The 13697-nt window shown below is 70.9% G+C and carries 13 protein-coding genes; 7 read left to right on the top strand and 6 right to left on the bottom strand.

Annotated features, from left to right (window positions below; genetic code table 11):
• Positions 1 to 4: 4 nt before the first annotated feature.
• On the bottom strand, positions 5 to 1069 hold the full coding sequence (locus FVP77_RS15555) for a sugar ABC transporter substrate-binding protein (protein ID WP_187266971.1): 1065 nt from the start codon (positions 1067 to 1069) through the stop codon (positions 5 to 7).
• Positions 1070 to 1294: 225 nt separating this feature from the next.
• Between FVP77_RS15555 and FVP77_RS15550 the strand changes: the two genes are divergently transcribed.
• A complete protein-coding gene (locus FVP77_RS15550; RefSeq protein WP_187266970.1) occupies positions 1295 to 2041 on the top strand; it encodes a GntR family transcriptional regulator in 747 nt (248 codons plus the stop codon).
• 3 nt (positions 2042 to 2044) lie between these two features.
• On the opposite strand, the gene FVP77_RS15545 is transcribed toward FVP77_RS15550, so the two are convergent.
• The 4 genes from FVP77_RS15545 to FVP77_RS15530 all read right to left on the bottom strand — a co-directional run bounded on the left by FVP77_RS15545 (position 2045) and on the right by FVP77_RS15530 (position 7300).
• A complete protein-coding gene (locus FVP77_RS15545) occupies positions 2045 to 3388 on the bottom strand; it encodes an FGGY-family carbohydrate kinase (protein ID WP_187266969.1) in 1344 nt (447 codons plus the stop codon).
• Positions 3389 to 3506: 118 nt separating this feature from the next.
• Complete coding sequence (locus FVP77_RS15540; RefSeq protein ID WP_147895433.1) at positions 3507 to 4949, bottom strand: FGGY family carbohydrate kinase; 1443 nt, start codon at positions 4947 to 4949, stop codon at positions 3507 to 3509.
• Between the two features lie 55 nt (positions 4950 to 5004).
• The gene (locus tag FVP77_RS15535; RefSeq protein WP_147895432.1) at positions 5005 to 6447 is read right to left on the bottom strand and encodes an FGGY-family carbohydrate kinase; all 1443 of its coding nucleotides are present in this window, start codon (positions 6445 to 6447) and stop codon (positions 5005 to 5007) included.
• A gap of 13 nt (positions 6448 to 6460) precedes the next feature.
• Positions 6461 to 7300: a class II fructose-bisphosphate aldolase gene (locus FVP77_RS15530; protein WP_147895431.1), complete on the bottom strand. Its 840-nt coding sequence runs from the start codon at positions 7298 to 7300 to the stop codon at positions 6461 to 6463.
• Between the two features lie 177 nt (positions 7301 to 7477).
• On the opposite strand from FVP77_RS15530, the gene FVP77_RS15525 reads away from it, so the two are divergent.
• The 6 genes from FVP77_RS15525 to FVP77_RS15505 all read left to right on the top strand — a co-directional run bounded on the left by FVP77_RS15525 (position 7478) and on the right by FVP77_RS15505 (position 13009).
• The gene (locus tag FVP77_RS15525; protein WP_147895430.1) at positions 7478 to 7684 is read left to right on the top strand and encodes a hypothetical protein; all 207 of its coding nucleotides are present in this window, start codon (positions 7478 to 7480) and stop codon (positions 7682 to 7684) included.
• 108 nt (positions 7685 to 7792) lie between these two features.
• Complete coding sequence (locus FVP77_RS16890; protein WP_187266968.1) at positions 7793 to 9628, top strand: DUF2207 family protein; 1836 nt, start codon at positions 7793 to 7795, stop codon at positions 9626 to 9628.
• Between the two features lie 45 nt (positions 9629 to 9673).
• Positions 9674 to 9814 (top strand): hypothetical protein, encoded by a 141-nt coding sequence (locus tag FVP77_RS16885; protein ID WP_187266967.1) that lies wholly within the window; start codon positions 9674 to 9676, stop codon positions 9812 to 9814.
• A 70-nt stretch (positions 9815 to 9884) separates the two neighbouring features.
• Positions 9885 to 10823, top strand: coding sequence for an ABC transporter ATP-binding protein (locus FVP77_RS15515; protein WP_147895429.1), 939 nt, complete (start codon positions 9885 to 9887; stop codon positions 10821 to 10823).
• On the top strand, positions 10820 to 11674 hold the full coding sequence (locus tag FVP77_RS15510) for an ABC transporter permease subunit (protein ID WP_147895428.1): 855 nt from the start codon (positions 10820 to 10822) through the stop codon (positions 11672 to 11674). Before FVP77_RS15515 ends, FVP77_RS15510 begins: the two co-directional genes overlap by 4 nt.
• Positions 11675 to 12037: 363 nt before the next feature.
• Positions 12038 to 13009, top strand: coding sequence for an LLM class F420-dependent oxidoreductase (locus tag FVP77_RS15505; RefSeq protein ID WP_147895427.1), 972 nt, complete (start codon positions 12038 to 12040; stop codon positions 13007 to 13009).
• A 6-nt stretch (positions 13010 to 13015) separates the two neighbouring features.
• Here the strand turns inward: FVP77_RS15505 and FVP77_RS15500 are convergent, their stop codons facing one another.
• Positions 13016 to 13624, bottom strand: a complete 609-nt coding sequence (locus FVP77_RS15500; protein WP_147895426.1) for a hypothetical protein — start codon at positions 13622 to 13624, stop codon at positions 13016 to 13018.
• Positions 13625 to 13697: the final 73 nt, after the last annotated feature.

Genomic DNA, 13697 nt, shown 5'->3' with positions numbered 1-13697 from the left:
GGTGTTACGCGGCGCCGAAGGCGTCCAGGGCGAACTGCTTGTTGCCCCAGAGGTCCGGGTCGTCGACGTTCTCCTTGGTGACGACCGGGGTCGGCAGAAGGTCGACCAGGTTGCCGTTGCGCTCCTCGATGACGCTGCCGTGATCGGTCTCACCGGGAGCGAAGGTCTCACCCTCGATGGCGCGCGTGAGGTAGTCCGCGCCGTAGTCGATGTAGTCGGTCATCGGCTGGGCGATGGCGGCGTCGAGCCAGCCGTCGCGGATCGCGGTCATCGCCATGGGGCTCGCGTCGACCGAGACCTGCACGATGTGACCGGGCTCGCCGACCGGGATGAGCTTGCCGATCGACTCGAGGGTGTCGAGGATCGTCGGGAAGAAGGTCGCGTCGCTCTGGTTGTAGATGCCGGCGACGTTGGAGTACTGGTTCAGCGCGGTCTCGATCCCGGTGGCGGCCTTGGCCGGGTCCCACTCGGTGGCGACGTTCACGAGCTGCACGTCGGGGTAGTTCTCCTTCATGCAGTCGTTGAACCCGTTCGTGCGGTCGCGACCGTTGGACGTGACCGGGTCGCCGTCGAGGGTGATCACGGCCGAGCCTGCGGCGACGCGCGAGCCCATCTCCTCGCAGGCGAGGGCGCCCATGTTGACGTTGTCGGCGCGGACGATCATGGCGATGTTGCCCGAGGCCGGAGCCTCGTCGATCGCGACGATCGGCACACCGGCGTCGTTCGCGTACTCGATCGCGGGCACGATCGCGTCGGCGTCGCCGACCGAGATGACGAGGCCCTTCGCACCCTTGTTGATGAGCGTCTGGATGTCGGTGATCTGCTGCGCCGCATCGCGGTCGGCGTTCGTCGCGGGGATCGTGGCGTAGCCGAGCTCGGCGAAGCGCTCCATCGAACCGACGTTCTCGGCGTTCTGGAACGGGTCGGTGTGGGGCTGCGAGTAGCTCAGCGGCGTCGAGGCCGGGTCGCCGCTGTCGGTGCCGGCGCCGGCGGTGTCGCCGGAGCACCCGGCGAGCAGGAGGGCGCCGGCTCCGAGGAGTGCGACACCGGTGATCATTGAAGTTCGCATGCGACTTCCTCTCTGAAGTGCGGGACAGGTGACGGCTGCTGCCGACGTCATTCTGAACGTATCGTACGTCTTGTACGTACAGAATGTACAGCCAACATCGCGGAATGCAAACCGTGAACTCCCCGACCGCTCGGGTGCGGCGGGATCGTGCTTGTCTGTACAGTCGGACGACAACGTACCGATAGATCATTCTCGGCCCGTTCATCGATGCAAAGGAGTGTGGTCGTGTCCCAGATCATCGAGCGCACCTCTCCGGTGCCGTACTACGAACAGCTCTTCGAGATCCTGCGCGCCCGCATCGTCGCGGGAGAGGTGCCCGCCGACGAGCGACTCCCCAGCGAGCTGGAGCTCTGCCGCGAATACGGCCTGTCCCGCGCGACGGTGCGCCAGACGCTGTCGAAGCTCGAGTCCGACGGCTTCGCGCGTCGCGTGCCCCGACGCGGCGTGTTCGCCACGTCCCCCGAGGCCCCCTCGGGGTGGACCGTGCAGGAGGGGTTCCTCGAGTCCCAGATCCGGCACGGTCGCACCGGCATCGAGACCGAGGTCACCGACGCCGGCTTCGTCCGCCCGCCCGATCACGTCGCCGAGGCGCTGCGCGTCGGGTCGGACGACCAGGTGTTCGCGATCGAACGCGTCCGCTCGCTCAACGGTCGTGTGGCCATGTTCAGCACGAACTGGTTCCCGGATGCCGTGGGCCGCACCATGGCGACCGCCGACGCCGTGCTCGACGGCACCGGGTCGGTCAACGAGAGACTCCGCGAAGCCGGGTTCGTCACGAGCGGCGCACGTCGCCTCATCCACGCCACTCTGCCCCCCGCGGCCGTGGCGCAGCATCTGCGCATCGAGACGGATCAGCCCGTCCTCCGCGTGCGGTCGCTCTCGTGGGACCACAGCGACACGCGCTTCGACTACTACGAGACCTGGGTGCTCACCGACGTCATCCCGCTCGAGGTCAGCGTCGCGGCGAGCTGACGCTCACCCGAGCATCGACGCGGTGAACCCGCCGAGCGAGACGACCGCGTCTGGCCGCCATCCGCGAGCCGTCGCCGCGAGCAGCGCCGCCCCGACCGCCGTCACCTCCGGCTCCAGGATGGGCGCCGCCCGCAGGCCGTGCACCGCCGACTTGATCTCGATCCATCCGGGCGAACGCACCCATCCACCCGCCAGGCGCACCTCGCCTCGATCGGGCATCCCCGCCGACACCGCGTCGACGGCGTCGCGTCCCGCCACTGCCAGCGCACCGAGCACCGCCGACGCGCGGGCGCGCGGATCACGGGGAGCGTCGGGCGAGTACGAGGGCGCACCACCGCCCCTCTCCCCCGGCACGAAGTAACCCGAGTCCCACAGCGGCAGCGGTTCGGCCGCTCCCTCCAGGAGCGCGCGGACCTCCGCGGCGACATCCGCATCCTGGGACGCCCACTGCACGTTGCGAGCGAGTTCCTCCACGCGCAGGAGCGTCCGCCCGTCGGAGCGGATGCCGGGGGCGACATCGACGTGCTCACCGCGCACGACCGGCATCCCCGGAGCCTGCGCGACCACGACCTCGGCGGTGCCCATCGAATCGAGGATCGCGCCGGGCACGATCTGCTGCACGCCCCACCCCGCGATCGGATGATCGTGTCCGCCCGCGACCGTGATGGCGTCGCCCGCGATCACACCCGCCGCGCGGAGGGTCGGCGAATCGAGGGGGCCGACGATCTCACCGGTCGCGACGACCGGGGGCAGCAGCTCGGGCGAGCCGAGGGTGGCGGCGACGCGGTCGACCGCCCACACCCGGTCGCTCGATCGCCACGCCGCCGTGCGCGACGCGAGGGTGTCGCTGAAGAACGGCCGCGCGGCCCACCGGCACGCGGCGAGGTCGGTCAGCGCGAGCCACGACCGCGCCCGACCGGCGGTCTCGTGCGTCCGCGCCCACGCCCACCCGACGACCGTCCGCACGGGGTCGGTCTCCGAGTCGAACGTCTCGTCGTCGACCAGCTGCGGTCGAAGCGCGCGGAAGAGGTCTTGGCGACGCGGATCGAACCACGTCAGCGCCGGGGTGAGCACGCCGAGCCCGTCGTCGACGAGCACGCCGTCCTCGCCGACTCCGGCGACGCAGATCGCGTGCACCTCGAAGATCTCGCCGCAGACCTCGATCACCATCTCCTCGACGGCGTCGAAGAGACGGTCGACCTTCACCGACAGATCGACCGCGTCACGCGGCGTCGGACGACTGGCACGAGCGACGACGGCTCCCGACTCGTCGATGGCGATGACCTTGGAATTGGTGCTCCCGACATCGACGCCGCAGGCGACGGGCACGCGCGAACCAGCGGACACGTGACCACTCCTCCCCGGGGCGCCCCACGGGCGACGACCTGCCGAAGACGCCGACCGGGCAGTGGTCGCGTCGTCCACGACCATAACCGCCCGCACGACCCTCGGCCGTCGGCCGAGGTCAGGAGGAGCCGATGAGAACGGGGTCGATGTAGCCGAGCGCGCGCTGCGCCTCGACGTGCTGCCGGGCGATCTGCGGCTCGAACTGCGCACGCGGGAGCTCCGTCGCGGCGAGCTCCCACGACGGGAACGCCCCGTCCAGGGCCGCCGCCGCCTGCATGGCGGCGCCCTTCGTGACGTACTCGTCGAACTCCGGCACGACGATCGGCAGGTCGACCATCTGGCTGAGCACCCGTTGCACGGCGTGGTTCTTCGCCGCCCCGCCGATCAGCAGCATCCGCGTCGTCGGCACGGCACAGGCGTGCAGCGCATCGAGCATGGCGACCTGGCTCGCAAGGGTCCCCTCGACGACGGCGCGCGCGAAGTTCGCGCGGGTGAGGTTCGTGAGCGTCGCCCCCTGCAGCGACCCGCGGGCGTGGGGCAGGTCCGGCGTGCGTTCGCCCTCGAAGTACGGCAGCAGCGCCAGTCCGCCCGCACCGGCGGGCGCCTCCAGAGCCAGGTCGGACAGCTCGGCGTAGGTGCACCCCAGCAGGCTCGCCCCCAGATGCAGATTGCGCGCGGCGTTCAGCGTGGCGACCAGCGGCAGGTGCGCACCCGTGGCGTCGGCGTAGCTGCACACGTATCCCGCATAGTCGTGCACCGGGGCGGCCGTGCGGGCGTAGACGACCCCCGAGGTGCCGAGGCTGAGCACCGCGTCGCCGTCCTCGAGTCCGAGGGCCAGTGCCGCGGCCGCATTGTCGCCGCTTCCCACACCGATCGGGATGCCGGCCGGAACCCCGGGGATCCCCGCGCCGGTCACGCCCGCGCGACCGAGCGGCCCGAGCACCTCGGGCAGGATCGCCGACGACCCGAAGGCGTGCGCGAACAGGTCGGGGGTGTAGGCCTCGTCCTGGCCCGACCAGTAGGCGGTGCCGGATGCTTCGGATCGATCCGTTGTCAACCGTTCGACACCGCCCGTACCCGGTCCGAATCCGCGGAGTCGCCAGGTGAGCCAGTCGTGCACGACCGCGACGGCGGCGGTGCGTCGAGCGGCGTCCGGATCGGTGTCGCGCAGCCACCGCGCTTTGACCACCGTGTCGGAGAGCGTCAGCGGCAGCCCCGTTCGACGGATCCACTCCTCCCGCCCGAGCTCGGCGTTCAGCGCGACCATCTGCGGGTGCGACCCGGTGTCGTTCCACAGGGGCGACCGCGCGACGGCGGCACCCGAGGCGTCGAGGAAGATGGGCGTGTGCTGCTGGCCGCTCACCGAGACGGCCGCGACGTCGTCCAGCCCGCCAGCCGCGCGCACGGCCTCCAGCAGCGCCGTCCACCAGACCTCCGGGTCGACGACGGTCGCGTCGGGGTGGGCGGCCTTGCCCTCTCGCACGCGCAGGCCGGTCGCGAGATCGCGCACCGTGACCTTGCACGCCTGCGTGGACGAATCGATTCCGGCGACGAGCGTCATCGCTTCTCCCCCTGGTCTTCGTGGAACGTGTCGCCGCCGTGCGGCCGCCGACGGCTCACCACGGCATGGCCTTCAGGTGCTCCCAGCGCGGACCGACGGAGGCGGCCCAGGCGGCGACCCGCTCGGCGTTGCGAGGATCGACCTCGACCTCGCGCGGCTCGCTGCGGGCCCACGGCACGGTCTCGCCCGATGCGAGGGCCTGAGCCCCGCGCGAGACCACCTCGGGAAAGCGCGAGACGCTCAACGCCACCCCCAGCAGGTCGGCCTTCAGCTGCAGCCAGAGCGGATTCACGGCGGCCGGCCCGATGACCTTCACCCGCTCGACCGGACGGTCGAACAGACCGAGCACGTCGCGGAACTGCAGGGCCATGCCCAGGAAGCAGCCGAGCACGATGTCGGCGGTGGTCGTGTCGCTGCGCACCCCGGCGACCACGCCCCGTGCCGCGGCGTTCTTATCCGGTGGCGGGCTCCCTCGGAACTGCGGCAGCACGAGAGGCACGGTGTCGAGGTCGAGCGCCCCGCGGGCGTAGCGCCGGGCGAGGTCGTCGATGCACGCGGTGAGCTCGTCGGCGGTGAGCGAGAGCATGCTCTGGAGCGTCGCGAAGGCCGACCCGCCCGTGGGGATCGAGGCGAACAGGGTGAACCCCTCCCCCGCGCAGTCGATGCCGTTGGCCAGCTTCGCCGCGGCGGCGGCCTCGTCGAGCCTCGGGCGCTGACCGACGAAGAGGAGGCCCTCGGTCGTTCCGGTGGAGTTGAGCAGTTCGCCTGGCCGAAGGTCGGCGCCCGCACCGCCGACCATGTGGTCGTGGCCGGCGACGTGCACCATCACGTCGTCGCCGAGACCCAGCCGTCGTGCGGCGTCGGCGGTGATCGCCGACCCCTCGGCGGCGGCTCGGAGCGGTGGGAACAGCGACGTGTCGAGACCGACGAGCCCGACGATCTCGGCCGACCAGCGGCGTTCGACGAGGTCGAGCGCCATGGTGCGGCTGGCCAGCGAGTACTCCGACCACCGGTCCCCGGTCAGCGTGCCGGCAAGATACTCCGCGACATTGAGCCACTGGGCGTCGCCCGCGTCGTCGGCGTGGGCGACGGCCCACGCGACCTTCGACAGGCCGTAGTTGGCGTTGATCGGAAGCCCGGTGACCTCGTAGACGCGACGACGCTCGAGCGCGTCCAGCCGGTTCAGGTAGTCCGAGCCCCGGTCGTCGTGCCAGAGGATCATCGGCGACGCCAGTGACATGTCGCCGCGGACGAGACCGCCCGATTCGCCGACGCCGGTGATGGCGATCCGGCGCACCGTCGCCCGATCGTCCGCGTCGAGAGCGAGCACGAACCGATCGATGCCCGCCGCCAGCTCGGCGAGGTGGTAGACCTCCCCCCAGCGGTCCTCCGTCGTCGGCGTGGCCAGGCGGGCGGTGGCGCGCGGGTCGCCGGATGCGTCGAACAGGCAGAGCTTGACGCTGGTCGTTCCGACGTCGACGGTGATCGTGGGAAGCATGGGGCCCGACCGCTCAGGCCGCGGAGGGATTCAGCATCCGGATGCGTCGCTCCACCACATCCGAGATCGCTGCGACGGCCTGCGTGGAGACGCGGATGAGCGACACCTCCTGCGGATTGGCGGCGTACGCCTCTCCGAAGGCGCGGATCATGGCGTTGCGCAGATCGCTGGCGACGTTGACCTTCACGACGCCGAACTCGTGCAGGCGCCCGAGCTGCTCGGGCGGGAGCCCCGATCCGCCGTGCACCACGAGCGGGACGCTGCTGGCCGCCCGCACCTGCGCGAGCAGGTCGAAGTCGATCGCCGCCGTCGGGGAGTACCCGTGCACGTTCCCGACCGACACGGCGAGCATGTCGGGGCGCACCGCCGTCACGAAGCCTTCGACCTGAGAGGGGTCGGTGCTCAGCTCCACCTCGGGGCCGTGGTCGTCTTCCTTGCCACCGATGCTGCCGAGCTCCGCCTCGAGGGCCAGATCGGCCGGGGTCATCTCGCGCGCGATCGACGAGATGCGCACGTTCTCGTCGTAGGGCTCCTCGGAGGCGTCGATCATGATCGACGTGAAATCGGCGGCGAGGGCGTCTTCGACCGCTCCGAGCGACTTGCCGTGGTCGAGGTGCAGCGCGACGGGAACGCGGGTCTCGGCGAGCCGTCGGCTGACCATGTCGTAGATGTACTCGAAGCCCGACAGCGCCGCGTTGGTCGGGGCGACCTGGATGAAGGTCGGCACTCCGACCTTCTCGATGGCATCGACGATCCCCATCGTCGTCTCGATGTTCGTGGTGTTGAAAGCACCTGCGACGAGCCCGCGCGCGGTGCATTCCTGAATGACGTCGAGGCCGCTGACCAGTGGCATAGGGGGTCCTTTCGAAGAGACAGCGTCACTCTAACCTGAACAGTACAGATCGTCCAGTCTGTACGTACAACAGCCTCCCTGCTTGTTCGCTCATACCCCCTGAGTGGCCGCTCGTCCAGGCTCGGGGTCGACCCAAGGCACCCGCCTAACCTGGCCGGAACGTCGGAAAGGACGCCCGTGCTCACCGGACTCGTCACCTCGCTCACCCTCTTCACCGCACTCCTGTCGGGGGCGCTCGCCGACGGCACCCCCGAGACCCCCGCCGACGGCGCCGCCGGCGTCGTCTACGTCTTCGTCGCCATCGCGGGCCTGGTCGCCGTCGCCGTGGTCGGCGGGATCGCCTTCGTCCTGCTCCGCGGACGCCGCGGCCGCAAGCGGCGCTGAGTCCAGACCTCCGCGCTCGGATCACCACCGCGCGGCGGCGTCCGCGAGTGGACTCACGCGGCGGGGTGTGGATTCGATCCCGCGCACGCCTCGCCTAGGGTCGGAGGCATGACCGCGCGCATCTCGCTCCTCGGCCGGTTCGTCCTCGCGCTCCTGATCGCGGTCGCGGCGGTGCTCCTCCCGGCCGCCGCGGCGTCGGCCGACGTCGACGACTTCGCCTTCGACTCGTTCCACGCCGACATGCTGCTCACCCGCGCCACCGACGGGCACGCCGAGCTCTCGGTCACCGAGACGCTCGTGGCCCGCTTCCCCGACAGCGACCAGAACCGCGGCATCGTGCGCGCGATCCCCGACGACGACGCCGGTGTGCCGCTGCACACGTCCGTCACCTCGGTGACGTCGGGCGGTGGCGAGCCCATCCCCTACGAGGTGAGCGAGCGCGACGGCTTCATCGAGGTGGCGACCGGCGACGACTCCTACGTGCGGGGAGTGCAGACCTACGTCATCTCCTACACGCAGCGCGACACGATCCGCGCGTTCGCCGACACCGACGCCGACGAGTTCTACCGCGACCTCAACGGCACGGGATGGGAGCAGCCCTTCGGCGAGGTCAGCGCCTACATCGTCATCGATCCCTCCCTGGCCGACGCGCTCACGGGAAACACCGCCTGCTACGTCGGCGAAGAGGGCTCGAGCGACACCTGCGAGATCGTCGAGCGCGCGACCGCGCCGGGTGAACCGAAGGAGTTCTTCCCGCAGGCGTTCGACCTCGAGCCGCGAGAGAACGTGACGGTCGCCATCGGCTTCGAGCCGGGGACCTTCGTTCCCGGCGAGGTCGAGCGCAGTGCGGTGCAGGACTTCGCCACCGACGCCGCTCCCGTGTTCCAGGTCGGCGCCGTCGCCGCGATCGTCGCGAGCATCGCGGCGGCGTCCGCGGCTCTCCTCGCGCGACGCCGCAGCCGCGACGCGGAGGGACGCGGCATCATCGTGGCCGAGTACGACCCGCCGCAGGAGGTCTCGGTCGTGCAGGCCGCGCACCTCGTCGGACGCCCCGCCGCAGCCGTCCCCGCCGCGATCGTCGATCTCGCCGTCACCGGTCACGCGCGCGTCATCGCGCACGACGATGCGGCGACCGACGTGTCGCTCGAGTACCTCGCACCGAGTCCCGACGATCCGGCCCGGCAGCGCACCCTCGACGCGGTGTTCGGCCTCGCCCCCGAACCCGGCCGGCGGCTGCGGCTGAAGGGCGCGGACGCCGAGATCGCGTCGCGTTTCACGAGCCTGTCCGCCTCGGCCGTCGGCGAGCTCCACGCGGCCGGCCTCACGCAGAAGCAGTCGCATCGGCTGCCCGGCTCGGCCTTCGCCGTCGCCTTCGTCGCCTTCGCCGTCGCGGTCGTCTGCGCCGTGTTCGCCGCGATGGGCGACGCCCCGCGGTGGGTGCCCGGGGCCGCCGTCGTCGTGGCCGTCCTCGCCGGGATCGTGACCGTCACCATGTGGCGCACCCGCGACCGCATCACCGATCGCGGCGCGCCGGTCCGCGACCATCTCCTCGGCCTGCGCGACTACCTGCAACTGGCCGAGGCCGATCGCATCCGCATGCTGCAGAGCCCCGAAGGCGCGGAGCGCAGCGGACCGGAGGCGGCCGAGGTCCTGCACCTCTACGAGCGCCTGCTCCCCTACGCGATCATCTGGGGCATCGAGAAGGAGTGGGCGGGCGTGCTCGCGACGCAGGCCGAGCGGACGGATGCTTCGCTGGACTGGTACCGCGGAACCCAGGCGTTCTCCTCCGCCCAGCTGGTGGCCGTGATGACGGCGTCGCGAACGGCGGCCAGCCCGCCCGCGCAGACCTGGGCCGCCAGCGGAGGGAGCAGTTTCTCCGGGGGCTCCATGGGGGGCGGATTCTCGGGCGGCGGCGCAGGAGGCGGCGGAGGCGGAGGCCGGTAGCGTCCGCGTCACACACGCGTCACGTGCGGCCCCTATGCTTCGAGCATGTCTGCCCGAAGACGTACTCGCCGCCGCCTCTCGTCCACCCGCCCGCCCCACCGCCAGCCGGTGTGGCTCATCGTCGGGGCGGTGATCGTCGCGCTCGGAACCGTCCTGCTGGTCGCCGCCGCCCTGCTGACCCGATGACCGGGTAGGGATACCCCGGTATCGGCGCGACGATCGCCCTCGCTACGGTGGGTGGCATGGAGTTCCTGTCGTGATCGAAGCCCATTCCCTGACCAAGCGCTACGGCGCCAAGACCGCCGTCGACACCATCGACTTCACCGTCCGTCCGGGGCACGTCACCGGATTCCTCGGACCGAACGGTGCCGGAAAGTCCACCACGATGCGCATGATCGTGGGTCTGGACCGCCCCACGAACGGATCGGTCACGGTGAACGGCAAGCCGTACGCCGAGCACCGCGCGCCGCTTCACCAGGTCGGCGCACTGCTCGACGCGAAGGCGGTTCACACCGGGCGGAGCGCCCGCAACCACCTGCTGGCCATCGCCGCCACCCATGGGATCGGCGCGAAGCGCGTCGACGAGGTCATCGGCCTCACCGGACTCGAGTCCGTCGCCCGCAAGCGTGTCGGCGGGTTCTCGCTCGGCATGGGGCAGCGCCTCGGTCTCGCCGTGGCGCTGCTCGGCGATCCGGCCACCCTGATCCTCGACGAGCCGGTCAACGGCCTCGACCCCGAGGGCGTGGCATGGGTGCGTCAGTTCGTCCGGCACCTCGCCGGCGAGGGGCGCACCGTGTTCCTGTCCTCGCACCTCATGAGCGAGATGGCCCAGACCGCCGACCACATCATCGTGCTCGGACGCGGACGGATCGTCGCCGACGCCCCCGTGAACGAGATCCTCGCCAATGCCTCGGGCGGCTCGGTCAAGGTGCGAACGCCCCAGATCGCGCAGCTCGGCCCGCTCCTCGAGAGCGAGGGCGCCAGCGCGACGGCGACGGCGCCCGACCTGTTGTCGGTGACGGGCATCGTCGCGCAGCGCGTCGGCGAGATCGCCGCGAGCGCGGGCGTCGTGCTGTACGAGCTCACACCGCTCACCGGCTCGCTCGAGGACGCCTACATGGAGCTCACACGCGACAGCATCGAGTACGCCACCGCCGACTACGACACCCCCACGACCGCGGAGGCGACCCGATGAGCACCTCGACCCCCACCCCCGTGTTCACCCCCACCGGCCGCGACCTCAGCTTCGGCGGAGTCGTGGCTTCCGAGTGGATCAAGTTCCGCAGCATCCGCTCGACCTGGTGGTGCTTCGCGATCCTGGTCGTGCTGACCGTCGGCTTCAGCCTGCTGCTGTCCGCATCGCTCAGCGTCGACCCCGCACCCACGGGCGACTCCGCCCAGTCGCTGTCCGTGCAGGCGGTGACGATCAGCACCACCTTCGGGGCCCTCGTGGTCAGCGTGCTCGGCGTGCTCATCATCTCGGGCGAGTACGGCACCGGCATGATCCGCTCCACGCTCACCGCCGTGCCGAAGCGGACGCCCGCGCTCTTGGCGAAAGCACTCGTGTTCGCCATCGCGACGTTCGTCGTCGCCGTGATCTCTTTCGGCATCTCGATCGCGGTGTCCGTGGCGCTGCTGTCGGGCAAAGGCCTCGAGACCGACCTCGCAGACCCGCAGTACTGGCTCGCCATCCTCGGTGGCGTCGGCTACCTCGTGCTCGTGGGGCTCATCGCGTTCTCGCTCGGCGCGATCATCCGCAACACGGCGGGGAGCGTCGCCGTGGCGCTGGGCCTCGTCCTCGCCGCCCCGATCGTGCTGAACATCGTGGGCGTGCTGACACAGCTGGTGTGGATGCAGAACCTCGAGAAGATCCTGCCCTCGTCGGCGGGTAGCGCCCTGGCGGCCTATCCCGTCGAGTCGTCGGGCGGGCCCACCACCGAGGGGCTCTGGACCATCGAGCCCTGGGCCGGCGGACTGATCCTCGTCGCGTGGGTCGTCGTGCTGTTCTCGACGGCGATCGTGCTGCTGAAGCGCCGCGACGCGTGACGCTCGCGCTCGGGCCCCCTTACCGCCTCGGGGGCCCGAGCGCGAACCTGTGAGCACGTACATGTGAAACGCATAGCGTTCGGTGATGGACAATCCCTCAGAACGTTCAGCCCCCCGCCCCACCCCTCCCGCCGGTACGGAGAGGTTCGACCCCGCGGTCGGATCGAACCGCAGAGCCGCGGCGCCGGCCCCTGCCCGCTCGAAGAAGCCGCGGACCATCGTCGGTCGTCAGCCCTTCTGAGTCCCGGCAGGATGCCCTAACGCAACCGCTTCGGCAACCCCGGCACGACGTCGTGGTGCCCCGCTTATCGTCGGAACCCCCGCAGGAGAACTCAGCGGCGGACGACGACGAGGGAGCACAGCATGACCCGTTTCGGCTACACACTGATGACCGAGCAGAGCGGTCCTCGCGAGCTCGTGCGGTACGCCGCATCCGCCGAGGACGCCGGCTTCGACTTCCTCGTCTCGAGCGACCACTTCTCCCCGTGGCTCACGAGCCAGGGTCACGCCCCGTACGCCTGGACCGTGCTGGGTGCGGTCGCGAACGCGACGTCGAAGGTCGAGCTGATGACCTACGTCACCTGCCCCACTCTGCGCTACCACCCCGCGGTCGTCGCGCAGAAGGCGGCGACGCTGCAGATCCTCTCCGACAACCGCTTCACGCTGGGTCTCGGTTCGGGCGAGAACCTCAACGAGCACGTGATCGGCGAGGGCTGGCCGTCGGTGCAGCCCCGACAGGAGATGCTCGTGGAGGCGATCGAGATCATCCGGGCGCTCCACACCGGTGATCTCGTCACCTACGACGGCGAGTACTTCCGGGTGGATTCGGCCCGCATCTGGGACGCGCCCGACGGCGGCGTGCCCATCGGGGTCGCGGTCTCGGGGGCGAAGTCGATCGCGCAGTTCGCCCCGCTCGGGGATCACCTCATCACCACCGAACCCGACGCCGACCTGATCTCGTCGTGGGATGCCGCGCGAGAGGGTGAGCCCGCCTCGCGGAAGATCGGCCAGATCCCGATCAGCTGGGACCCCGACAAGGATGCGGCGATCGCCCGCGCCCACGATCAGTTCCGCTGGTTCGCCGGGGGCTGGGCGGTGAACTCGGATCTTCCGACGCCGGCCGGTTTCGAGGGCGCGAGCCAGTTCGTCCGGCCCGAGGACGTCGCGGAGTCGATCGCCTGCGGCCCCGACCTCGACGCCCTGGCCGAGAGCGTCCGTCCGTTCGTCGACGCGGGCTTCACCGACATCGCCATCGTGCAGGTCGGCGACGAGCAGCAGGAGCGCTTCGTCGCCGAGATCGCCGAACCGCTGCTCGAGAAGCTCCGCGCCCTCTGACGCGGGTCAGAGGAGCGACCGCGCGACGGTGACCGAGCTGCTCGTCGTCCCGCCCGGGCCGCGGACGGTCAGGGTGTACAGCTGCTCCTCGTCACGGCAGGAGAAGGCGAGCCCGGTGTAGCCGCCGGATGACGGCGGCACGGCGGCGGACGGCACGGCCGACGCATCCGTCGTCCCGACCCCGATCCACGCCTCGCCGGCGCCGGTGGTGTTCCAGGTGAAGGAGAGGGGCACGGTCGCCGAGCGATCGTCCGTGCATTCGGCCGCGGTCGTGCTCACCGCGAAGGCATCGATGACCGGCGCGGTGGTGGTCTCAGGCGTACCCGAGGCGTCCGGCGCGTCGCTCGCGGCGGGCGGCGGCGCAGTCGACGACGCCGGACCGGCGGACGGGGCGACGGATGCCGCGGGCGATCCCGGCGGCGATGACGATGCGGTCGGCGTCGTCGGCATCGAGGCGGCGGGAGCCGCGGTCGCGGCCCCGTTCGCGATCGCCCACCAGGCCAGCAGCACCGCGACGACGATCAGCGCCGCGCCGCCCACGTACCCCCAGACGATCCGTCGTCGGACGGTCGACGCGACGGTCTCGGCATCGGTCCGATCATCCTGCTCGGTCATGCGGTACTCCTCTGTCGTGGCGGGACGGCGAGGGGGAGGACGGGATGCGATGATCCCGCCCTCCCCCTCGTCG

The sequence above is a fragment of the Microbacterium hatanonis genome, assembly GCF_008017415.1.
GTDB lineage: Bacteria > Actinomycetota > Actinomycetes > Actinomycetales > Microbacteriaceae > Microbacterium > Microbacterium hatanonis.
The sequence above is the reverse complement of the archived record's forward strand: the minus strand, read 5'-3'. Positions and strand labels throughout refer to the sequence as shown.